This window comes from Psychrobacter sp. UBA6766, from assembly GCF_002453355.1.
GTDB lineage: Bacteria > Pseudomonadota > Gammaproteobacteria > Pseudomonadales > Moraxellaceae > Psychrobacter.
Genome location: NZ_DKGQ01000025.1, coordinates 34,139 through 55,342, shown reverse-complemented (window position 1 = coordinate 55,342; position 21,204 = coordinate 34,139). Strand labels below are relative to the sequence as shown.

At 44.0% G+C, this 21,204-nt stretch carries 22 protein-coding genes; 11 read left to right on the top strand and 11 right to left on the bottom strand.

From position 1 onward, the window contains the following. Positions 1 to 272: 272 nt before the first annotated feature. The 4 genes from potA to B4K26_RS05645 all read left to right on the top strand — a co-directional run bounded on the left by potA (position 273) and on the right by B4K26_RS05645 (position 4,294). Positions 273 to 1,550 (top strand): spermidine/putrescine ABC transporter ATP-binding protein PotA, encoded by a 1,278-nt coding sequence (gene potA / locus B4K26_RS05660; RefSeq protein WP_296244071.1) that lies wholly within the window; start codon positions 273 to 275, stop codon positions 1,548 to 1,550. Then, positions 1,550 to 2,443, top strand: coding sequence for a spermidine/putrescine ABC transporter permease PotB (potB, locus tag B4K26_RS05655; RefSeq protein ID WP_296244069.1), 894 nt, complete (start codon positions 1,550 to 1,552; stop codon positions 2,441 to 2,443). Before potA ends, potB begins: the two co-directional genes overlap by 1 nt. Further along, a complete protein-coding gene (gene potC / locus B4K26_RS05650) occupies positions 2,443 to 3,285 on the top strand; it encodes a spermidine/putrescine ABC transporter permease PotC (protein WP_296244068.1) in 843 nt (280 codons plus the stop codon). Before potB ends, potC begins: the two co-directional genes overlap by 1 nt. Positions 3,286 to 3,403: 118 nt before the next feature. Beyond that, entirely contained in the window at positions 3,404 to 4,294 is an 891-nt protein-coding gene (locus B4K26_RS05645; RefSeq protein ID WP_296244067.1) for a LysR family transcriptional regulator, read from the top strand. Between the two features lie 98 nt (positions 4,295 to 4,392). Here B4K26_RS05645 and crcB read toward each other — a convergent pair whose 3' ends face one another. The 4 genes from crcB to B4K26_RS05625 all read right to left on the bottom strand — a co-directional run bounded on the left by crcB (position 4,393) and on the right by B4K26_RS05625 (position 7,140). After that, a complete protein-coding gene (crcB, locus tag B4K26_RS05640; RefSeq protein ID WP_296244066.1) occupies positions 4,393 to 4,764 on the bottom strand; it encodes a fluoride efflux transporter CrcB in 372 nt (123 codons plus the stop codon). Positions 4,765 to 4,821: 57 nt separating this feature from the next. Next, positions 4,822 to 5,859: a tRNA (adenosine(37)-N6)-threonylcarbamoyltransferase complex transferase subunit TsaD gene (gene tsaD / locus B4K26_RS05635; RefSeq protein WP_296244065.1), complete on the bottom strand. Its 1,038-nt coding sequence runs from the start codon at positions 5,857 to 5,859 to the stop codon at positions 4,822 to 4,824. Positions 5,860 to 6,050: 191 nt separating this feature from the next. Continuing rightward, positions 6,051 to 6,593 carry a c-type cytochrome gene (locus tag B4K26_RS05630; protein WP_296244064.1) on the bottom strand — a complete coding sequence of 181 codons (543 nt, stop codon included), beginning with the start codon at positions 6,591 to 6,593 and terminating at the stop codon, positions 6,051 to 6,053. Between the two features lie 139 nt (positions 6,594 to 6,732). Then, positions 6,733 to 7,140: a hypothetical protein gene (locus B4K26_RS05625; protein ID WP_296244062.1), complete on the bottom strand. Its 408-nt coding sequence runs from the start codon at positions 7,138 to 7,140 to the stop codon at positions 6,733 to 6,735. Between the two features lie 487 nt (positions 7,141 to 7,627). Between B4K26_RS05625 and rpsU the strand changes: the two genes are divergently transcribed. Together rpsU and B4K26_RS05615 are read left to right on the top strand one after the other, a co-directional pair. After that, on the top strand, positions 7,628 to 7,843 hold the full coding sequence (gene rpsU / locus B4K26_RS05620) for a 30S ribosomal protein S21 (RefSeq protein WP_010195908.1): 216 nt from the start codon (positions 7,628 to 7,630) through the stop codon (positions 7,841 to 7,843). A gap of 189 nt (positions 7,844 to 8,032) precedes the next feature. Then, positions 8,033 to 8,482: a GatB/YqeY domain-containing protein gene (locus B4K26_RS05615; protein ID WP_296244061.1), complete on the top strand. Its 450-nt coding sequence runs from the start codon at positions 8,033 to 8,035 to the stop codon at positions 8,480 to 8,482. A gap of 195 nt (positions 8,483 to 8,677) precedes the next feature. Here the strand turns inward: B4K26_RS05615 and B4K26_RS05610 are convergent, their stop codons facing one another. Beyond that, positions 8,678 to 10,354, bottom strand: coding sequence for a M48 family metalloprotease (locus tag B4K26_RS05610; protein WP_296244059.1), 1,677 nt, complete (start codon positions 10,352 to 10,354; stop codon positions 8,678 to 8,680). A gap of 354 nt (positions 10,355 to 10,708) precedes the next feature. Between B4K26_RS05610 and B4K26_RS05605 the strand changes: the two genes are divergently transcribed. The 4 genes from B4K26_RS05605 to thiS all read left to right on the top strand — a co-directional run bounded on the left by B4K26_RS05605 (position 10,709) and on the right by thiS (position 13,110). Beyond that, a complete protein-coding gene (locus B4K26_RS05605) occupies positions 10,709 to 11,194 on the top strand; it encodes a sulfurtransferase TusA family protein (protein WP_296244058.1) in 486 nt (161 codons plus the stop codon). Positions 11,195 to 11,436: 242 nt separating this feature from the next. After that, complete coding sequence (gene rpoH / locus B4K26_RS05600) at positions 11,437 to 12,300, top strand: RNA polymerase sigma factor RpoH (RefSeq protein WP_296244194.1); 864 nt, start codon at positions 11,437 to 11,439, stop codon at positions 12,298 to 12,300. A 63-nt stretch (positions 12,301 to 12,363) separates the two neighbouring features. Further along, entirely contained in the window at positions 12,364 to 12,729 is a 366-nt protein-coding gene (locus B4K26_RS05595) for a DUF423 domain-containing protein (protein ID WP_296244057.1), read from the top strand. Positions 12,730 to 12,909: 180 nt separating this feature from the next. Beyond that, a complete protein-coding gene (thiS, locus tag B4K26_RS05590) occupies positions 12,910 to 13,110 on the top strand; it encodes a sulfur carrier protein ThiS (protein WP_296244056.1) in 201 nt (66 codons plus the stop codon). Between the two features lie 297 nt (positions 13,111 to 13,407). Here thiS and hpf read toward each other — a convergent pair whose 3' ends face one another. Next, the gene (hpf, locus tag B4K26_RS05585; RefSeq protein WP_296244054.1) at positions 13,408 to 13,788 is read right to left on the bottom strand and encodes a ribosome hibernation-promoting factor, HPF/YfiA family; all 381 of its coding nucleotides are present in this window, start codon (positions 13,786 to 13,788) and stop codon (positions 13,408 to 13,410) included. Positions 13,789 to 14,216: 428 nt separating this feature from the next. Further along, positions 14,217 to 15,926 (bottom strand): RNA polymerase factor sigma-54, encoded by a 1,710-nt coding sequence (rpoN, locus tag B4K26_RS05580; protein WP_296244053.1) that lies wholly within the window; start codon positions 15,924 to 15,926, stop codon positions 14,217 to 14,219. A gap of 369 nt (positions 15,927 to 16,295) precedes the next feature. Between rpoN and B4K26_RS05575 the strand changes: the two genes are divergently transcribed. Further along, entirely contained in the window at positions 16,296 to 17,195 is a 900-nt protein-coding gene (locus B4K26_RS05575) for a carbon-nitrogen hydrolase family protein (RefSeq protein WP_296244052.1), read from the top strand. 35 nt (positions 17,196 to 17,230) lie between these two features. Here the strand turns inward: B4K26_RS05575 and B4K26_RS05570 are convergent, their stop codons facing one another. From B4K26_RS05570 to lptM, 4 genes are all read right to left on the bottom strand, one after another. Further along, positions 17,231 to 18,163: a tyrosine recombinase XerC gene (locus B4K26_RS05570; protein ID WP_409521352.1), complete on the bottom strand. Its 933-nt coding sequence runs from the start codon at positions 18,161 to 18,163 to the stop codon at positions 17,231 to 17,233. Between the two features lie 99 nt (positions 18,164 to 18,262). Beyond that, positions 18,263 to 19,150, bottom strand: a complete 888-nt coding sequence (gene dapF, locus B4K26_RS05565; protein ID WP_296244050.1) for a diaminopimelate epimerase — start codon at positions 19,148 to 19,150, stop codon at positions 18,263 to 18,265. A 239-nt stretch (positions 19,151 to 19,389) separates the two neighbouring features. Then, entirely contained in the window at positions 19,390 to 20,745 is a 1,356-nt protein-coding gene (lysA, locus tag B4K26_RS05560) for a diaminopimelate decarboxylase (protein ID WP_296244049.1), read from the bottom strand. A 95-nt stretch (positions 20,746 to 20,840) separates the two neighbouring features. Next, positions 20,841 to 21,161, bottom strand: a complete 321-nt coding sequence (gene lptM, locus B4K26_RS05555; RefSeq protein WP_296244048.1) for an LPS translocon maturation chaperone LptM — start codon at positions 21,159 to 21,161, stop codon at positions 20,841 to 20,843. Positions 21,162 to 21,204: the final 43 nt, after the last annotated feature.

Below are 21,204 nucleotides of genomic sequence, written 5' to 3'. Positions count from 1 at the left end.
GCGCAAGCAACGCAAGAAAACGGTAAAAATTCTTTATTTTAAACGCACGATATTCCAAACAGCGTTTATCCTGCTTATTCTATTAAAAACTTAATCCAACCAACCGATAACGAACTTGCACTGATTTATAGCAAGGGTTTGTTATAATACGCAGCAACCAGACCCCATATATAGCTATCGCTTATCGCCATACTTAACAACATTTAATAAATTGCTGCCAGTATCTAGTGTTTTAGCGCTACTGCGCATTTGGTGTTTTAGGAATCAACTTTATGACCGAATCAAATGTAAACCTGCAAACCGCGCCTGCGTCGCCCAATACTGATAAGGTGCTGCTAAAGCTGACTGGTCTCCAAAAGATTTACGATCAAACCGAAGTGTTAAAGGATATTAACCTCGATATTCAGCATGGTGAGTTTATCACTTTGCTCGGGCCGTCAGGATGCGGTAAAACGACCTTGTTACGGTTGATTGCTGGTTTTGAGCAGCCGAATGCTGGGGCAATTTATCTTGATGGTATGCAAATGGCAGGCTTGCCAGCGGATAAGCGTCCGGTCAATACCGTGTTTCAGCAATATGCGTTATTTCCGCATATGACGGTGGCGCAAAATGTCGCTTACGGACTTAAACTCAAGAAAGTGCCAAAAGATGAGATTCAAACGCGGGTGCGTGAGATGCTGTCGATGGTACAACTTGAGCATTTGGCCAATCGTCGACCGCAAGATTTATCGGGCGGTCAGCAGCAGCGAGTAGCGATTGCGCGCGCGGTGATTAATCGTCCTAAACTATTATTGCTCGACGAGCCTTTATCAGCGCTCGACCATAAACTGCGCTTGCAAATGCAATCTGAACTCAAACGTCTGCAACGGGAGCTTGGCATTACCTTTGTTTTTGTCACCCACGACCAAGAAGAAGCGCTGTCGATGTCGGATCGTATTGCGGTGATGAAAGACGGCAGATTTCAGCAAATTGGCACACCGATTGAGATTTATGAAACCCCTGCCAATCTATTTACTGCCAAGTTTATCGGGGAGACCAATTTATTCAAAGCGGAAGTTAAAGGCGTTTATCCTGAGCAGGCCGATCGCGATGGTCGCGTGACCAATGGGCGTATTGAAGTCGAGGTCTGCGAAGCACAAGCGCAGGAAGGCCCGATTACTTTACGCAATTTGCGCCGTCCCAACTTTGCCAATGACGTGCAAGTTGGCGATATCGTCAATTTACTATTGCGTCCAGAAGATTTGCGCATTTACGACCCCAATGATAAAGAACATACTGGTTTATTGGGACGGGTGATTGAAAGCAATTATAAAGGCAGTACTTTAGACTCGATTATTGAGCTGGCTAACGGGCATATTATTAAAGCCTCAGAATTCTTTGATGAAGATGACCCAAGTTTTGATTATAAACTTTATGAAGGTGTTAAAGTATCTTGGGTTGACGGCTGGGAATGGGTATTACCAGAAGATGGAACGCTTGACGAAGAAGCGAATAATAAAGCGACTGGAATTACAGCGAACAGTCTAGCTGCGCAAAAGGATATCAGCTAATGGCGCGCCTTGGCTTAAAGAATAAAAACGTCAGTAATAAAAGCCCTTTTCGTACCGCAACGCTGTGGCTTATTTGGGGTTGGCTGCTTATTTTTGCATTATTGCCAAATATCCTAGTCATTGCAGTCAGCTTTTTAACCCGTGATAGCAGCGCTTTTATAAATTTACCGGTGACTATCGACAGCTACGCGCGCATGATTGACCCGCTTTATTTTGATGTCTTTGTGCATTCGTTATGGATGGCGGGCATCACCACGGTCATTTGCTTATTGCTTGGCTACCCGTTTGCTTGGTTTGTATCAAGAGTGGATAAACGCTGGCAGCCACTGTTGATGCTTATGCTGATATTGCCATTTTGGACCAACTCTTTGGTACGAACTTATGCGCTCAAATTATTATTTGCCAGTAATGGTTTGATTAATAAAGCCTTATTAGCCATCGGCATCATCGATGCGCCCATAGATATTTTATACACCCAAGGGGCGGTGATTGCCGGTTTAACCTATTTGCTATTTCCTTTTATGGTGCTGCCACTGTATGCAGTATTTAGCGATTTGCGCAATGATATGCTCCTTGCCTCACAAGATCTGGGCGCCTCGAAAAAACAAACCTTTTGGCATGTGGTACTGCCTTTGACCACACCGGGTATTATCTCGGGGGTACTATTGGTACTACTGCCAGCGATGGGGATGTTTTATGTTGCTGATATTTTGGGCGGCTCACGCAATTTATTGGTCGGTAATATCATCAAAAACCAATTTTTAGATGCTCGAGATTGGCCATTTGGCGCTGCAGCCAGTGTGCTATTAACGCTTGCGATGGCTGTATTATTACTCGCCTACCGTGCCAGTAGCCGCCGTATTGGCAAAACCGACTTTAACGAGGTGGCCTAATGTCTGGCAATTCAACCAATAACTCGTCAATGCATCGCTCACCAACAAAAACCAAACGCGCTATCGAGCGGCTTAGCATCGCTAATATTGCCGCTAAAGGCTATCTCGGTCTGATTTATACTTTATTATATCTGCCCATCATTGTATTGGTGGTGATGTCATTTAATAAATCAAAAATCGGTTATCACTGGGACGGCTTTAGTTTAAAGTGGTACGAGTCGTTATTTAACAATCAGGCAATGCTTGATGCTTTTTGGCATTCTATTGTGCTGGGCCTGGTTGCTGCCACGGTTTCCACAATCATCGGCACGTTGACTGCTCTTGCGCTACATCGCTATGATTTTCGCGGCAAGGGCCTGCTAAATGGCTTGTTATTTGTGCTAATGATGTCGCCTGAGATTGTGTTAGCGATATCGCTATTGGCGCTGTTTTTATTGGTTGGGCTGCAATTAGGATTCGTCTCGTTGCTATTGGCACACATTACTTTTTGCCTACCGTTTGTGGTCATCACCGTTTTTGCACGCTTAAGTAGCTTGGATGAGCGCCTGATGGAAGCGGCACGCGATTTAGGCGCTAACGAGTCAACGATGGTGCGTACCGTATTAATTCCAGTAATTTTTCCTGCGGTCATGGCAGGTTGGTTACTTGCTTTTACCTTGTCACTCGATGATGTGGTGGTATCGACCTTTGTCACTGGTCCCAGCTATGAGATTCTACCGCTGCGTATTTATTCTATGGTGCGCGTGGGACTTAAACCTGAAGTTAATGCGATTGGGACGATTTTACTGGTTGCTTCGTTAATTTTGGTGGTTATCTCGCAATTGTTATTACGTCGGCGTTAGTTGTAACTTTTATGGCGAAAATATCTATAATGTAAAAACAGGCAAAAAGTGCCTACGACTTTTCAATATTTCAAACACGACATTTCCTATTTTTTAACTTCAGTGGTTAGGTTATTTTATGCTAGAGCTGCGTCATCTTAATACACTAACTGCGCTGCGAGCCCATGGATCGTTGGCTGCGGCGGCTGATGAACTTCATGTCACTGCCTCTGCCGTCTCGCATCAGTTAAAAGAATTAGAGAATTACTATAATATCAGTTTGGTCAATCGCCGCACACGTCCGCTAACTTTTACGCCTGCTGGAAAGATAGTATTGGCACTGGCAGACAGCATCATGCCGCAGGTCACCCGCACCAAAGCAAATTTAAAGCGCTTGGCTCATGGCCAAGCAGGAAGGTTGCGATTGGCGTCTGAATGTCATAGCTGCTTTGATTGGTTGATGCCGATTCTTAATCATTATCGCCGCGAATGGTCGGATGTCGAATTGGACTTTGCCACTGGTTTTGAGCCTGAGCCACATCATTTATTGATGGAAGGTGATATCGACTTATTAATTACGACCAGTAATTTACCAATAGAAGGTATCAGCTATCAGCCATTGTTTGAGTACGAGAGCCGGTTGGTGTTGTCGCCGACTCACGAATTGGCAGAGCAAAAAATCATTCATGCCCAAGACTTGGTTGATGAAATCTTGATTGCCTACCCAGTAGAAGCGAAGCGCCTAGATATCATTGCTAATTTTATGACGCCAGCACAGGTCAGTTTTAAAAGTATGCGTACCACCGAGCTGACCGCCATGTTAATTCAATTGGTTGCCAGCGAACGCGGCGTGGCGGCTTTACCCGACTGGGTGGTTGCTGAATATGAAAAAAAAGGCTGGGTAGTGTCACGCCCGTTAGGCAGTGGCGTCTACTGTCAGCTCTATGCAGCAACGCGTACCTCGAGCCAAGATACCGCCTATATGCAAGGATTTGCCAGTTTGTTAGAAGGGATAGTCAAACCAATATAGTGGGTTTTTTAAAATTGTTGTAATAAAAAAAGCATGTTAAATAATGAGCACGTCTCTTTTTATGCGCCTTTACTTATCAATATTCAGTAACAGCAATTTTATAAAACCATTTTAAAAAGATGAAAGCCTAGCGCGGTAGCCAATAAGGTTAGCCCAACATGTAGACCAATTAAAATCAGTCCCGATAACAAGCGACCATCATTAATTAAGGTAAAAGTTTCAGCACTAAAGGTACTAAAAGTCGTCAATCCCCCTAAAAAGCCAGTGACAACAAATAGCCTGACATGAGGCGATAAGTTGCTACCCGTACTCTCAAACCATACCAATGCCATTCCTATTAGTAGCCCGCCTAATATATTGGCACCTAATGTTCCTAGGGGAATCCAGCTGTGCTGCGGATTAAACCGTCCAAGCCATGCTCGCAAGCATGCGCCAATGGCAGCACCTAATCCTATCGCAAGCCACTGCATAAGTCATCCTTGAGTGAGATAAAATTTAATAGTTGGGTATCATCTAACGGTTAGCATCTATAGCGCAGGTAGCTCGGTCATCGGCCAACGCGGTACGCAGCTGACGGCCAAATCATCGGCCTGCCCTGCTTGCAAACGCTCGTAACCGGCATACGCAATCATTGCGCCATTGTCGGTACACAACGCTGGCGGTGCATAATGAACCGTGGCATTTATTTTAGTGAGCTCACGCTCTAGTGTCTCACGCAAATGACTATTGGCACTGACGCCGCCTGCGATGACTAAGCGGCTCATCTCAACTTGTTTTAACGCCTTAACACATTTCCTCACTAGCGTATCGACCACGGCATGTTGGAAGCTTGCGGCAATATCAGCACGAACTTGCGAATCGCTATCAGAACCAGCGGTATCCTTGATAAGATTATGGACCGCTGTTTTCATACCGCTGAAGGAAAAATCTAAACCGCGATGTAACATTGGACGTGGTAAATCATAGGCATTTTGATCGCCCATTTCTGCTAATTTGGCAATATTAGGGCCACCAGGATATGGCAAACCAAGCATTTTTGCTGCTTTATCAAAGCACTCGCCCGCCGCATCATCGATGGATTCGCCTAGAATTTCGTATTGTCCGATACCATGGGCAGCAATCAGTAATGTATGACCGCCAGAAACCAGTAACGATACGAACGGAAATGCCGGTGGATTCGCTCCCATCAGTGGCGCTAAAAGATGGCCTTCCATATGGTGAACGCCAATCGCTGGCACATCCAATCCATAAGCCAAGCTGCGACCAAATAATGCTCCCGTCATTAGAGCGCCGATAAGCCCTGGGCCTTTGGTGTAAGCAATGGCATTAATCTCATCTTTAGTGATGTTGCACTGCTCTAGCAATTCGTTGAATAACGGCACCAATTTACGAATATGATCGCGGCTCGCAAGCTCAGGCACGACACCACCATATAGGGCGTGAAGCTCTATTTGAGAATATAGTACTTGCCCGAGCAAACCTTTATTTTCACTCGTTATTTGCTCGCTATCAAAAATTGCCAGACCCGTCTCATCGCAAGAGGTCTCTAAACCCAATACTTTCATTTATGCGCCTTTATATTTTGCTTTACCGCGTTTAGGACGGTACATCTTGTATATTTACTATACAAAGCTTACTGCTTAAAGAACTTTTTAGAAATATAATTTGTGGTGCCATTTTTTCAATAATAAAGAAACCGCCACTGTTAGCTTACAATGGCGGTCAGTCTAGTAAATTTCAACAAGCAATACTAGTGTTAGCTGGCAGCGGCAACCATATAATCTACGGCGGCATGAACTTGCGCTTCGCTTACATTATCATTGGCCTGTGGTGGCATTTTATTAAAGCCTTTCGCAGAATGCATGTGTAGCGTCTCTATGTCTTTTTCAAGATGCGGTGCCCAATCGGCTTTGTCACCAAATTTAGGTGCACCCAACAATCCTGTTGCATGACAGGCCTTACACTGCTTTTCATACAACTGCTCGCCCGCATTAGCTGCTAATACTTCAGGTTCAGCCGCTTCTTCAGCAGGTGCAGGTGCTTCTTGGGGTTCCTCTACAGGAACTTCAGCGGGCTCTGCTTCAACTGCAGGCTCAGGCGTTGCTACTTCAGTTTCTGCAACCGGCGTTTCCGGCTCTACCACCACTGTTTCGGTGTCATTAGTAGCGGTTGGTTCTTCAGCTGCCGTATTGTCACCGCCACTACAAGCACTAAGTGCCAAAAGCGCACTAAGGCCTATACTCGTTAGCGCCAATTTAGCCACTGATTTTTCTTTCATTGTGTTTTGCTGCATAGTCATAGTTATTCCCTCATCTATAGATTGTTGATGTAAATCTCAATGTCATTGCTGGCATATTAATAGTAATAGTAGCTGGCAGTGATGAATCGATATTATGGACTGAGTACGCGGCTTACTTACTCAATTTTATCTACTTCTATTAATTTGTTGCAGGCTCGGTAGTCGTGGCCGCCGAATCTGAATCTGTTGTTTCTGTACTAGCAGTAGAAGCCGCGTCTGTATCAGCGTTTGCAGTAGCCGTATTTCCTGCCGTATCTGTCGTTGCGCCATCTTCTGCAGTCGTAGCTTCAGTTCCCGCAGCCCCTTCTTCTGTACCTTCCGTCGTGTCAGCAGCAGGCATTGGCGCTGTTTCTGGGAAGTCCATATCTTCTGCTTCAGGAGCGTTTTTACGTGCAAGCGCTGATGCGTCATCGACTCTATCGGTTGCTAACACCTCACCCGACTCTGCGCCCGCTTCCTCTTTTTCGTTGCTACAAGCACTTAAACTAACGCCCATCGTAAGAAGCAATGTTGCCCATAGCGCGGTACTAACTGCAGTTTTTTTCATGCCAATTTTCATTAAAAGATCCTTAATATGATTGCTATCAAAGCGTTGTAGAATCTGCCGAAGACGCTATTTTTAAGCACCTATTTTTAAAACTTAAAGATTAGGGCTCAAGACTGAACGGCAGATTATATATAGAATACCATACACCCACTAGAAGTCGTTATTGCTAAACAGCTGTTTTGTCCATGATTTATTGATTATTTGTTAAAAGATTATTAATAATATTAACACCGAAGCTTTATTTTATATTTCATCATATTTTTACTGCTCAGTTAAAGTTTATTGGTTATTATTTGACCTTTATCTAATAGAGATACGCTAAAGTCTTTGACTTTGCTGCTATTTTTGATTAAAATAAGCGCCCTTGTGCTATTGTGCAAGACTGTCCTAGTTTGAGCTGATGCCGATAATCTTGAGATATTACGGCTAAATACTAATACACAGCCAAACTAATGCCCTTATATCTCATCCTAATCAAGGAGATTTCATGCCTGCAGTTAAGGTTAAAGAAAACGAACCAGTTGACATCGCTATCCGTCGTTTTAAACGTGCTTGTGAAAAAGCCGGCGTTCTATCAGACGTTCGTAAGCGTGAATTTTATGAAAAACCAACGCAAGTGCGCAAGCGCAAAAAAGCCGCTGCTGTAAAGCGTTATAAGAAAAAATTACAACGCGAAACTATTCGTACCACTCGTATGTACTAATCACCAATACGATTAGCTAAATACCAGCGCTACACTAACGCCACTGTTATCGATGAATAACAGTGGCGTTTTTTATGCTACAATTTTTGTTATTACTGCTGATCAATGATTGGCAGATTTTATTTAGCATTTTATCCCCAATTACTTTACCAACAATTATTTTACCCATACTTATAAGGAATAATAACAGTGAGTCAACTGAAACAGACGTTATCTGACACCATCAAAACTTCGATGAAAGCGCGTGAGCTTGAGCGTGTCAAAGTGCTCCGCAATGTGCAAGCGGTCATTAAACAAATTGAGATTGACCGCCAGACCGAACTTGACGATGCGCAAGTATTAGAAGTGCTCCAAAAACAGCTCAAGCAGCGTCAGGAGTCACTAACTATTTTTACCGAAAATGGTCGCGATGATTTAGCAACTAAAGAGCAGTTTGAGATTGATATCATCAATGAGTTTATGCCAAAACAAATGGATGATGCTGAGCTTGCGGTCTTAGTTAATGCCGAAATCGCCCAACAAGGCGCAACCTCAATGCGCGATATGGGTAGCGTGATGGGTGTATTAAAAAATAAAACGGCGGGCCGCGCTGACCCCGCATTAATTTCTAAATTGGTAAAAGACGCGCTGCAGTGTTAACCAAAGGTAAAAAAGTTATCATTAGTTTAAAATGAAATCGATACGTGAGTAGCGACGTGCGACTGATATAAATCTTCCTTGCTTGCTGCTATGACAGAGGCTACGAAAAATTCGTCTCAGTCGCCCTATATTGGTTTTAAAGTCAGACTGCTATATATGCTTAATTCTTATAAAACCCAAGCTAGCAACAACCGCCTAAGGCTTAAAGTCTTTGGCGGTTTTTACCGCTTTGATTTCCGCATTAATATTGGCAAGTAGTGGTCGAGCGCTACTGGCCTGAGCGGTTTTCTGCATTTGCTCAGTCAATTGCTTGGCTTGCGTCAAAGAAGTCAGAGCACGCTCATAGCGTCCACTCCATAGCTGATCATGACTTCGATAACGCAATGCATTAATCGTGGCGATTTTTGCCAGCTGCGGCGATTCTGTGGTTTTGGCGATTTTTTCATTGGCCAATTGTAAGCTTTGCCATGCATAACGGTCACTTGGTTGCTGCTCGGTCAAGGGTTTGAGCAACGCTTGCGCTTCCGCTGGTTGGTTTCCGTTGGTCAGAGCTTCAGCTAGATATAGACGCAGGTCGCGACGCTCGGGATACAGGCGCTGCTGACTTTCTAGCAGTTCAGCCGCTTGTTGCCATTTATTTTGTTCCGTGAGAATCTGACTTTGGGTAATGGATAATAACGGCTCTAATATCTGGCGCTTGGGCGTTGGCAACGCTGACAGTTCGGTATACAGCTCACTGGCCTCACGAAAGCGTTGCTGCTCGCCGTACCAATACATCAATGCCAATTTTGCCCCGATACTATTTTTAGCAGCAGTTATAAGCTCCGTTTCAGAAACATGCTTCCCCGTACTCTGTACACGCCAGTAAAGCAAATCAAATAATGCTTGATGACGCTGCTGCTTGGATAATGGCAGTGAATCGTAGCGCTGAGCGCGGCTTTGTGACTCGCTTAAACGCTCATTACTTAAAGGATGTGAGCGTACGAAACTGGGCAGGAATTGATTGGCGGTTTGGTTCAGCTGGCTTTTTTGATTCATTGTCGCAAAAAATCGCGGCATCGCCCGTGGATCGTAACCCGCTTGGTTCATTATTTGCATACCAACGCGGTCAGCATCACGCTCATTATTACGACTAAAAGCCATGCTGCTATTCATAGTAGCAGTCTGACTACCCATCATGACGGCGGCTGCGGCATCACCATCGACTGCTGAGGCGGCAATCGCCGCCAGCATACCGCCTATTTGCATCAGCAAGGCTTTTTTGCGCTCATCGGCCCCGCTCTCATAATGGTGCTGACTAATATGTGCCACCTCATGCGCGACGACACTGGCAATCTCATCCATGCTGCTCGCCGCGAGTATCGTTCCTGTATTAAGACCAATTACCCCACCGGGCGCGGCAAAAGCATTGATACTGGGATTATCAATAATAACCAAACCCAATGGTGCTTGCTGACGGGCTTGCGCATTTAACCGCCAAGTCATGTCTTTTATGGTTTCATAAATCCAAGGATCGTGCTCCATTTTAGCGCGACCATTGATGTTCCTTAATGACCACTCACCAAGTAATTTGTTTTGATATTGCTCAGCAAAACTTAATCCCGGTCCGCGCAAATTGGGTAAATCCAATTCTTCAGCATTGGACGTCTGCCATGAACCGTAAGTAAATGGCGCGGCTTGCGTGCCAGCACTATTGGCCGTAGTTGTCAGTGCCAGTAATGCAGCAGATACTCCTAAGTTTAGAGCAAACGCTAATCTCGATGGAAATAACTTGAACGCTGGTAGCTTATTTGATGACTGAGCAAAAGCACATTTATCCAATGTGTTTATTGTCAGCTTCTTAAGCTTCGATGATCTATGAGAGAAGTACAAATGCCTGTCCTATACGAGTGACCATAACGTCTTTTTGACTATACGAGCTTGTTTATCTAAGGTCAATTGTAGTCTACTTTTGGCTACCAATAACGCTGCCACGCGTCACGATTGCGCAACATGTTTGTGCAAATTTAAAGCATCGATTGATGGTTTTAGCCTATAAGATAAACCTATCTATAAATATAATGTCTAGTATTAATAAGATGTCCTGATTGACCAATGATTATGATCACTATATTCAACTGCAATTGAGGGATGGCAATTTGCTATAATAGCTCTTGATGAAAGCTTGTTAATAAGGCGCTATTAAATCCGGCATTCTCAAACATTGATATTCTAAAGGTTTATTTTATGTCTGCTAGTAATCAATCTGTCATTGAAAGCGGCTCATACCCTATTCGTTTCGCCGAAACTTTGTCTGAATCCCAGCAACAGACGATAACGCAACTGCTAGATTTATTATCAGCAGGTAGTTTCAATCTAACAGATGATTTTAACTTAAATGATAATGTGAACTGGAAAAAGCCCATAATTATTATTAAAAATATGGTGGATGGTCGTGGACTTGCTTGCCCAATGCCACTGTTAAAAACCAAAGTAGCGCTTCGTGATGTGACTGTTGGTGAGTCATTATACGTGGTTGCCACTGACCCAAACTCGCAAGCAGATATCAGCGCTTTTTGTCAGCAAAGCCAGCAAACAGAAGCAATAAATCCTTTATTATTAGTGGTAAATCAGACGACAGCCTCAGGTAGTGAAAGTGGGTCATCAACTCATTCTAAAAAGGTAGTTGATACAATATATCACTTCATCATTACCAAAACTGATAGCAACTAAACCGCGCTATCCTTTACAATTATAACTATAAAGATTTTTATCTGACTCATTGCTTATCTATTTTAACCAAGGTCAAGAATATGGCTAATACTCCTAATGACGCTGCAAATACCCGTAAAAAAGACAGCGCAGCACCTGAGAAAAACGAAGCACGCGATGCGGCACTAAAAGCGGCGGCGGCACGCCCGCCTTATGATGCAAGCACACTTAGCGACACGCGTACCCGTGATTTAGTGCCTGCCATGCCAACACATCTATCAGCGCCTGGCGTAAACTTGGGTGCTTATATCAATACCGTCCATCAAATTCCGATTTTGACACCAACGCAAGAGCAGGAGCTTGCCCATCGCTATTATGATGAGGGCGATGTCGAAGCTGCGCGCCTGCTCGTGATGTCGCACCTGCGCTTTGTGATTCATATAGCACGTAGCTACTCAGGCTATGGTTTGCCGCAAGCAGATTTGATTCAAGAAGGCAATCTAGGATTAATGAAAGCCGTCAAACGCTTTGATCCCAATAAAGGTGTGCGTTTGGTATCCTTTGCCGTGCATTGGATTAAGGCTGAGATTCACGAATTCGTCATTCGTAATTGGCGAATTGTTAAAGTGGCTACTACTAAAGCGCATCGTAAATTATTCTTTAACTTACGCAGTCTTAAAAAGACCAATAACCAGTTGACCATCGAAGAAGCCGACGCCATTGCTAATGACTTAAATGTGACGCGCAAACAAGTGCTCGAAATGGAGTCACGCCTGACATCTTATGATGCCTCATTTGAAGCGCAATCAAGCGATGATGACGATGGTCGCTACGCACCACAGCTCTTTTTAGAGGATGGCATCGACCCTGCTGAGATGATTGAAGAAACAGATTGGGAAGAAAACAATTCATCTGCACTACTTGCGGCAATGGACACCTTAGATGATCGTTCACGCGATATCGTCGAGCAGCGCTGGCTTTCTGAGCAAAAATCAACCTTGCATGAGCTAGCAGCGGTTTACTCTATTTCAGCAGAGCGCGTCCGCCAAATCGAAAAAAATGCCATGGATAAAATTCGTGAAGCAATGACCATTGATAGCGTTATTTTACCTGATGATATTCAATAAACTTTAGCTTGTGAGTCAGAAAACACCTATTATTAAAGCTTCATTTATAAGACGATTTTTATCATGCTAAATTGGATAAGTATTGCGGCGATTAATATGGCTATTGCCGTTGCTTTGGGTGCATTTGGTGCTCATGGTCTCAAAAATTCGATCAGCATCCAGCAGCTTGAATGGTGGCAAACGGCGACCTTATACTGGTTCATACACGGACTAGGGTTGTTGCTCGTTGGTGTGTTAATTCGCCTCAATTATACGACCCAAACAACAGCTTGGCTTCTACAAATCGGGGCGCTCATCTTTGCAGGTAGTTTATATGCGATGACGCTTGGTGCACCGCGCTGGTTTGGGGCGATTACACCTATTGGTGGGGTGCTGATGATTGCGGGTTGGCTATGGCTTGCCATCTCGACATTTCGTTTAGGTCAATAGGAAAAGCTGCTTAGATTGAGAATATGTTTAATAGGAATTTTCTTAATAGCTACTGCCATCCAAGTGACTAAAATACTTAAACGCCCCGTCAAAACTGATGACGCAACTGATCAGCAGCTACAATAAATAATCTAAATAAACTTGGTAAAAGGAATATTCAATTATTAGGGAGCACATATTATGAGTACGATTAGTGTCAATGGTAAAAGATTACAAACTACGCATCAAACTGTACAAATGGTCGTCAACGAGCTCGGACTTAGTAAAGGTCGTTATGCCGTTGAAATTGACGGTGAACTGGTGCCAAAAAGCGAGCTTGATAAACTACGTATCATTGAAGGCATGAATATAGAAGTCGTCCAAGCGGTTGGTGGCGGTTAAACCACACGCCCATGCCTCATATATTAAAATCAAGCCAATGAGTTCTGAAGTAGCATGCTTTCGACTGGATATTTTTAAACTTGATCACAAAAAAAGACCTCTGACGTTGACACGTTGAGGTCTTTTTTAGTCGGTCCTACTTTTGAGTAACTAAATCGTTTTAATGACTAAATTGTCCATCGTTTTAATATATTTGCTTAATAACCATGCTTTTTATAATAATTATCTTATAGGCTAAAGTTTATCAAACAATAATGGCAACAGAGCCATCTACGACTTAAAGCTATGACAGACAAACTACATCGCTGGAGCAGCGTCATCCGTCGTTAAATCTTCATAGCGTCCATCACGCCCAGCACCCTGTAGTTTTTGACGGTCTTGACGGGTTTTGTATTTACGCACTTGTCTATCAAGCTTGTCTGCCATCTCATTAATGGCTTTATACATATCGTCTTCACAGGCTTGGACAAACATTTCTTGACCTGCGACTCGCATAATTGCCTCGGCTTTATGAGTCTTCTTACCGCCATCACTTGAGCCACTATTGTCTAGCGATAATTTTACTTGAATACTTTGAATCTGATCGAAGTGACGCTCTACTTTTACAAGTTTTTCGCGAACGGCATTGTCCATGGCTTCGGTAACACTGATATGGTGACCACTGATAGAAACATTCATATTATCGTCCTTTTATTATTGCTTATATTGTTACTTACAATCAAATCAGCAGATGATCTCGCTTCACAGCTTGTATCATTCCGCCTTACCAATGATTTACCGAGTACCTTTCTTATCATAAAGTTTGGCCTGTCAGTTATTAATAACTAATGGCTTTATTCTTCTACTCCTTTATTGATATGAAAATGCATTTTTATCATATTAATATGATCAAAATAGGCCAAACCGGTACTTGGTTTTCTTTGTTGGTATGTCTCTAATTTGTCATGAAAACGGAAGAGTAGCAAGCCATACAATTGTAAGTAAATGTAATATTAAATGATGTTTCCCTCATGTTTCTATATAATCAAAAAATTTTATTTTTTATTTATGTACAAATTGGCTTAATTATGGCGGTACAACATTTATAAGATATTGAATGGCAACATTTAATATTTTTGTTTTCGCTGAGTGGAGGAGCCGATATTCATCGCTTCACGATATTTGGCAACCGTTCGTCTAGCGATATCGATACCTTCTGTAAATAAAAAATCTTTTATGCGGCTATCAGATAAGGGCTTTTTAGGGTCTTCATCAGCGATGAGTTGTTTAATCATGGCGCTAATAGCGGTTGAGGAGATATCACCATCGCTACTGCTAACGTGTGAAGAGAAGAAGTGCTTGAGGGAAAACAGCCCTTGCGGGGTTAAGATGGTTTTACTTGTCGTTAGACGCGAAACGGTCGATTCGTGCAAACCAACCTCTTCGGCAATGGCTTTTAAAACAAGGGGCTGCATGGCAGTTGCGCCATATTGCAAAAACTCTTGCTGATAGCGCACGATACTGGTTGCTACTTTTAACAGGTTCTGGTTACGCTCTTCGATACTTCGAATAAATAAGCGCGCGTCGGTAAGATTTTCACGCAGATATTGATTGTCAGGGCTGTCATCGCCACGTTTGACTAAGTTGGCGTATTCTTGATTAATCCGTAGCTTTGGTAGGGTCTCAGGATTAAGGCGTACGTACCAGCCGTCTTCTTGCGCAGTCGTATTGCTTTTGTTGGTATGGTGGCGCCGAATAGGCGTGACCAACACATCAGGAATATCGTAGCTTTCTGATGGTTGCATATAATCGGGCTGGCTACTTTGAAACAGCAAACCAGGTGAAGGATTTAACGTACGTAGTAAATTAAGCGCGGGGGTAATTTGTTCAGGCACAAGTCCTGTGAGTTCAGTGAGTGCTTTGATATTATTGCTGACCAAGTGCTCGCTGGCAGACAACAATGCCTGCGCTTCTCTTAAATAGCCAGTAGTAGGATGCAGTTTAGATAATTGAATCGCCAAGCACTCATTTAGATTGCGTGCGCCAACCCCAAGCGGGTCGCATGACTGAATAATGCGTAGTACCACCATGACCTCATCGTGCTCAACGCGCTCATCCCATTGATAAAAACTCGCCATGGTATCAAAGCTTTGTAGCAAGTCATCGATGTCAAGGCGCACAAAGCCCATCTCATCCATGGAGTCTATCAAGTATTCAGCGATAAGTGTGTCTGTTTCGGAGAGATGCTTAAAGTTCAATTGCCAGCGTACATGGTCTTGAATTGACGCGCTGGTGCTGCCTTGGTAGCTATCAAAGTCTTCATTGCCTCCATGCCCTGATTGAGTTGAAAGACTACCTGAGCCTGTCGCGGCAGAGGCATCACTACCACTGTCAAAGCCGCTATAATCGTCGGCGTCCAATGCATGGTTGTCGATCGCTTCATCATCAAAACTGGCTTGCTGTAACTTATCTAAGCTATCGCTGATAGTGTCATTAAAGACAGTGTCGTCGCTGCTATTGTTATCATAATGCACACCATCCTCTGATGAATGAGTAGACGTAGAAAACGAATCAACGCTCGTGCTTTGATTCCAACTGTCTAGCGTTAATGACTCTCCAAACTCATTTAGCCCCTCAGTGTTACTGCTGTCGTAATTATCGTAGTCCTCTTCATCATCTTCGACACGCTCAAGCAATGGATTACTGTCAAGCTTCGCCTGCACCTCCTGCGCGAGCTCAAGACTAGAGAGCTGCAGCAATTTAATGGCTTGCTGCATCTGCGGGGTCAGTTTTTGTGAGGTGCTTAGCGTGGCCGCTAATCCAAACGACATACTCATGGGTGACTTATTACACTCCGATCGTGGTGAGATTCAATATGTTATGCTGGTTAAAGCCTGCACTTATTAGTGCTTAGCATCATTAATAAGCGCTTTACCCTATCAGGTCATGACGATAGCATTTTTTGCTACAATGTTGCTACGTTAATTTATATCCTGTGCGCTTGAAGCATTCGTAATCATTTGCTCAAGCGTTAAGAAGTTAGTAATCTTTATAAGTACTCAGGACTTAGACAATGCCAAAACTGTTCACTAAGACCATGCATCCAAACCACGATTAAAGACTAAAATTTCAAATATTAAATGAAAACAAAATAAAAATAAGGAAGAGCAAAAGCTCTATACAGCTTAAAAATTGAGAATACTATTATGAATGAGTTAACAAAGAACCAATCAATGACGATTGCTGCCGTCCAAATGAATAGCCAGCAAAACATCGAAGACAATTTAGCTGATATAAAGGCCGCTATCATCGATGCGCGCGCACAAGGCGCCAAGTTGGTCGTTTTACCAGAAAACTGCTGTAGCATGGGCAAGCAATTTGTTACCGCTGAGCGTTTCGATGAGCTATCGGCCACGATGGCAGAATATGCGCGCAGCTATGGTATTTATGTATTAGCAGGCTCGCTACCCTGCTCTTATCGTCCTGATGGCGCCATTGTACCTAATAATAGGCTACGTCAAGTCAGTCAGCTATTTGCCCCCGATGGGACGCGAGTGGCTCGCTATGACAAGATTCACTTATTTACCGCAACCGTTGCTGATAAGCAAGGCAGCTATAATGAAGCGGCAACCTTTGAACCAGGTACACAAACGGTTGTCGTGCCACTTGAAATCGATGCAGCCGTTTATCAGCTCGGTATGATGGTTTGCTTTGATTTACGCTTTCCAGCATTGGCGCAGCGACTGCGGCAAGCGGGCGCAGAACTATTAAGTGCGCCATCGGCATTTACTTATTTAACGGGACAAGCGCATTGGTCGCTATTGCTACGCGCGCGGGCTTTGGATAGTCAATGCATGGTGATTGGCGCCGCGCAAGGTGGCGAGCACACTTATAAGGACGATAATACCCGCCAAACATGGGGGCATACAACGATTAGCGCTTATGATGGCACAATTATCAATAGCTACGAGGATAGTGAGTTGAATAAACAAGCGGTAAATAAAGAGCAGAAGAATTATGCCATCGTCTTAGCAACGTTAGACAAAGCCACTCAAGCGCAAGGACGACAAAAAATGCCTATCTTTGATTGTCATCGTTTGGCATAAATGTAGGATTGAAGGGTTAAAAATGAAATTGAAACTTAACTGATATCATCATTTCGACCATGAGTCGCGCGTGGATGGGCGCGATCATAAACTTGTGTCAATTTAGCAAAATCGACATGGGTATAAATCTGCGTGGTACTAATATCACTATGCCCGAGCATTTCTTGAACAGCGCGCAAATCGCCACTTCCTGAAAGCATGTGCGACGCAAAGCAGTGACGCAGTAGATGTGGATACATATTTTGTGCGATTCCAGCGCGCGTAGCAGCAACTTTGAGACGCTGCTGCACTGCCCGTGTTGATAAGCGCGTACCTAATTTCTCACTAATAAATAACGCACTATCCATCTGCTCGACCCACAAATTGCGATGTGGTAGATAACGTTTAATGGCCTCTGCTGCTTTATTTCCTAATGGTACTAAGCGCGTTTTATTACCTTTACCCGTCACGCGAACGCGTAAGTCAGCCAAATCCACATCTGCCATATCGAGCGCAACCAACTCACCGACTCGCAGTCCGCTGCTATAAAGCAATTCAAACATCGCTTTATCGCGTAACCACAAGCGCGCCTGCTCTGGCGTACCTGGAATTCCTTGGTCTAGCAATTGCGTCAGTAAATCAACATCAGCAATAGATGGTAGAGGTCTGGGGCTACGCTTGAGCTGATAGCCAGTGGTTGGATTGATACGCGCTAAACCCTCTTCTATCAGCCAACCATAAAAATGACGGATAGCGGATAGCTCTTGTTGGACACTAGCCAGTGCCAGCTTATCTTCATCAAGGCGCTGACTGATATGTTGGGCTAATTGGCGCTTGTCACAGCGCGACCACGTCAAACGCTTCCCACGTAAAAATAACGCCAATTGGTTTAGTCCCGCAAAATAAGCCGTCAGCGTATGCTCAGAATGATTTCGCACTGATAGTGTGTTTAGCCAACGATGTACTGGCGCTAACAGTTCACACAGCATGCTATCTGCTTCGATAGATTTTGCCAATTCTGCTGATAGCCATGTGTTTGACTCAGTGTTTGACTTAATATCCGAGCTAGGCGCTGTCGTCATGATTTATTAGCCTTCTGGATTGGGGGCGATTCCCGCTTGCGCCATCAGACCATCTGGGCTAAAGACACCTTCATAGACAAAGGCCGTTGGACCAGTCATCATCACTGAATAACCCGGCTGCCATTTGACAATCATGCTGCCGCCATAAAGCTGCGCGCGTACGTCTTCGCCTTCATCGAGCCAGCCTTCACGGATACCCACAGCTACTGCCGCACAAGCGCCTGTACCGCAAGCTTGAGTCTCACCGACACCGCGCTCATAAACCCGCAGACGAATATGACGCTGATTCATGACTTGCATAAAGCCAACATTGACGCGCTCTGGAAAGGCCGGATGTGATTCAATGGCTTTGCCCAAGGTTTCAACATCAGCTTCAAGGACGTCATCAACCCTGATTACCGCATGCGGATTTCCCATATTGGCGACATACAGCTGTACCGGCGTGCCATTGACGTTTAAATGATAGGCGTTTTGGATTTTGGTCGTTGCTCTTGGAGTAAAAGGAATCTCGCTTGGCTCAAACTTGGGCTTTCCCATATCGACTTCGACCCAGCCATAACGGTCAGTCGTCAAGGAGATAATGCCGCTTGCCGTTTCAACACGCAGACGCTGCTTAAATGACAATTTTCGGGCTTGCACAAAACGGGCAAAACAGCGTGCACCATTGCCACATTGCTCAACCTCAGTACCATCGGTGTTAAAAATGCGATAACTGAAATCAACGTCGGGACGCATTGGTGGCTCAACCACAAGCAGTTGATCAAAGCCGATACCCAAATGACGATCACCCAACAGTTGCACCAAATCCTTGGTTAACTCTAAGCGCTGGGTCACCAAATCGATGACCATAAAATCATTGCCCAGCCCATGCATTTTTGTAAATTCTATTAGCATATCCTTGTTATCCTATCCTATTTTTATGTATGCCTTATATTAGCACGCTGTCAGATACAATCATAATTATCACCGCTACCAAGTGCTAAGTTAACGTTATGCTAAATAAGTCTTATGCCGTCAAATTATGTCTCTTAATAGACTTTTCATTAAAGCAAGCAATAAAAAACCCATTGTCGTTATAACAATGGGTCATTTTTAATTAAAAAAACTCGTAAACACTAAATTGGCTAAAGGAACTATTGATCTTGCCACAACACTTCATCAGCATATAAAGATTCAAGCGTTTCACGTTTGCGAATCAGTTGGTGACGGTCATCAGCTACCATCACCTCACTGGCGCGAGGTCGTGAATTATAATTGCTACTCATGGTAAAGCCATACGCGCCGGCACCAGTGATGGCTAACACGTCGCCCGTCGAGAGAGACAATAAACGATCTTTTGCTAAAAAGTCACCCGTCTCACAAATTGCGCCGACGATATCCCATGGCTGCGTGCCGTCAGTATCGATGTCGTTTTTAGGCAAAACGCTTGGAATCACGGCCATTTCGGCCTGATATAAAGCAGGGCGAATCAAATCATTCATTGCCGCGTCAACAATGACAAAGTTCTTATGTGGCGTCGGTTTGAGCACATCAACTCTGGTTAATAACACGCCAGCATTGGCCACGATACTACGACCTGGCTCAAAAAGCACCATTAAGCCAAGCTCGCTCAGTTTTGGCAATAATGCTTGGGCAAATGCATCGATAGATACGGGCGTCTCATCAATATAACGAACGCCAAGTCCGCCGCCCAAATCGATATGACGCAGCTCGATACCTTTATCACGCAGGCTATGTATCAGCTCAATCACTTTATCTAGTGCCGCTACAAATGGTGCAACCTCAGTTAATTGTGAGCCGATATGGCAGTCGATACCAACGATATCGATATGCGATAACTGCGCCGCTTGCTCATAAACGACAACAGCTTCTTCATGGGCAATACCAAATTTATTGTCTTTTAAGCCTGTTGAGATATACGGATGGGTTTTGGCGTCGACATTTGGATTGACCCGTAGTGAAATTGGCGCTTTCTTATCAAGCTGCTTTGCGACTTCGTTGATTAGCGCCAATTCACTGATTGACTCGACGTTAAAGCAGCCGATACCTTGATTCAGCGCATATTCGATTTCGCTGTACATTTTGCCAACGCCTGAAAAAACCACGCGCGCAGCCTCGCCACCGGCTGCCAACACGCGCATTAACTCGCCACGAGATACGATATCAAATCCTGCTCCTGCTTGCGCCAAGACGCCAAGTACGGCAAGGTTAGAATTGGCTTTTACGGCATAACATATCTGGTGCGGTAGACTGGCAAAACTAGCAGTATAAGCCTGATAAACGTCTAAAATCGCTTGTTTTGAATACACATAGCACGGCGTACCATAGTGCTTAACCACCTCATTAATACTTACCTGCTCCATATATAGCGTATCTTCGCGATAACCCAGTGCGGGCAAATGGGCGGTTAAAGCTTCAGGATGCACATATAATCCCTGCTCAGTTTGGGTAGTGACGGAATCGTCCGTTTGACGCTCAGAATGACTCATATAAATATCTCTAATCTCATCAGGTGATTTAGGTAAACATTAAACGTTGGGATAAACTTAAAAAGCTTTGGGAAAGATTGCTTTTTTAATAAAAATTAGTAATCGTTGGGATCGTCACTTGGCTCAGGTAGTACTTGCTGCTGCTCCAGATAGCGCTGTTTTTGATAGTCATCATCGTCGATACCAGTAAAGGCAGCATCCTGTGGATGACTGGAACTCTCAAGCGCAGGTACATTATCTTTAACCGTTTGACTACTGGGCTCTGTCAAGTACAAATCGCCTTTTTGCCCGCAGCCTACCAATGACGCTGACCCTATCACGAGCGTCGCGACAATGAGCTTATAGATAGCAGAAGATTTGAAAACAACGCTGAAATTAGGGCTGTTAAAATTTGAGGTACGGCGTATAGTAAACATAAAATGGTTAACCTTTCATCTTGCAGTGGTTTGCAGGCGATAA

What these genes read in the sequence shown, in the direction of transcription:
- potA (WP_296244071.1), top strand. Translation starts at nt 273, where the DNA reads ATGACCGAATCAAATGTAAACCTGCAAACCGCGCCTGCGTCGCCCAAT.
- potB (WP_296244069.1), top strand. Translation starts at nt 1,550, where the DNA reads ATGGCGCGCCTTGGCTTAAAGAATAAAAACGTCAGTAATAAAAGCCCT.
- potC (WP_296244068.1), top strand. Translation starts at nt 2,443, where the DNA reads ATGTCTGGCAATTCAACCAATAACTCGTCAATGCATCGCTCACCAACA.
- B4K26_RS05645 (WP_296244067.1), top strand. Translation starts at nt 3,404, where the DNA reads ATGCTAGAGCTGCGTCATCTTAATACACTAACTGCGCTGCGAGCCCAT.
- crcB (WP_296244066.1), bottom strand. Translation starts at nt 4,764, where the DNA reads ATGCAGTGGCTTGCGATAGGATTAGGTGCTGCCATTGGCGCATGCTTG.
- tsaD (WP_296244065.1), bottom strand. Translation starts at nt 5,859, where the DNA reads ATGAAAGTATTGGGTTTAGAGACCTCTTGCGATGAGACGGGTCTGGCA.
- B4K26_RS05630 (WP_296244064.1), bottom strand. Translation starts at nt 6,593, where the DNA reads ATGACTATGCAGCAAAACACAATGAAAGAAAAATCAGTGGCTAAATTG.
- B4K26_RS05625 (WP_296244062.1), bottom strand. Translation starts at nt 7,140, where the DNA reads ATGAAAAAAACTGCAGTTAGTACCGCGCTATGGGCAACATTGCTTCTT.
- rpsU (WP_010195908.1), top strand. Translation starts at nt 7,628, where the DNA reads ATGCCTGCAGTTAAGGTTAAAGAAAACGAACCAGTTGACATCGCTATC.
- B4K26_RS05605 (WP_296244058.1), top strand. Translation starts at nt 10,709, where the DNA reads ATGTCTGCTAGTAATCAATCTGTCATTGAAAGCGGCTCATACCCTATT.
- rpoH (WP_296244194.1), top strand. Translation starts at nt 11,437, where the DNA reads ATGCCAACACATCTATCAGCGCCTGGCGTAAACTTGGGTGCTTATATC.
- B4K26_RS05595 (WP_296244057.1), top strand. Translation starts at nt 12,364, where the DNA reads ATGCTAAATTGGATAAGTATTGCGGCGATTAATATGGCTATTGCCGTT.
- thiS (WP_296244056.1), top strand. Translation starts at nt 12,910, where the DNA reads ATGAGTACGATTAGTGTCAATGGTAAAAGATTACAAACTACGCATCAA.
- hpf (WP_296244054.1), bottom strand. Translation starts at nt 13,788, where the DNA reads ATGAATGTTTCTATCAGTGGTCACCATATCAGTGTTACCGAAGCCATG.
- rpoN (WP_296244053.1), bottom strand. Translation starts at nt 15,926, where the DNA reads ATGAGTATGTCGTTTGGATTAGCGGCCACGCTAAGCACCTCACAAAAA.
- B4K26_RS05575 (WP_296244052.1), top strand. Translation starts at nt 16,296, where the DNA reads ATGAATGAGTTAACAAAGAACCAATCAATGACGATTGCTGCCGTCCAA.
- B4K26_RS05570 (WP_409521352.1), bottom strand. Translation starts at nt 18,163, where the DNA reads ATGCTGTGTGAACTGTTAGCGCCAGTACATCGTTGGCTAAACACACTA.
- dapF (WP_296244050.1), bottom strand. Translation starts at nt 19,150, where the DNA reads ATGCTAATAGAATTTACAAAAATGCATGGGCTGGGCAATGATTTTATG.
- lysA (WP_296244049.1), bottom strand. Translation starts at nt 20,745, where the DNA reads ATGAGTCATTCTGAGCGTCAAACGGACGATTCCGTCACTACCCAAACT.
- lptM (WP_296244048.1), bottom strand. Translation starts at nt 21,161, where the DNA reads ATGTTTACTATACGCCGTACCTCAAATTTTAACAGCCCTAATTTCAGC.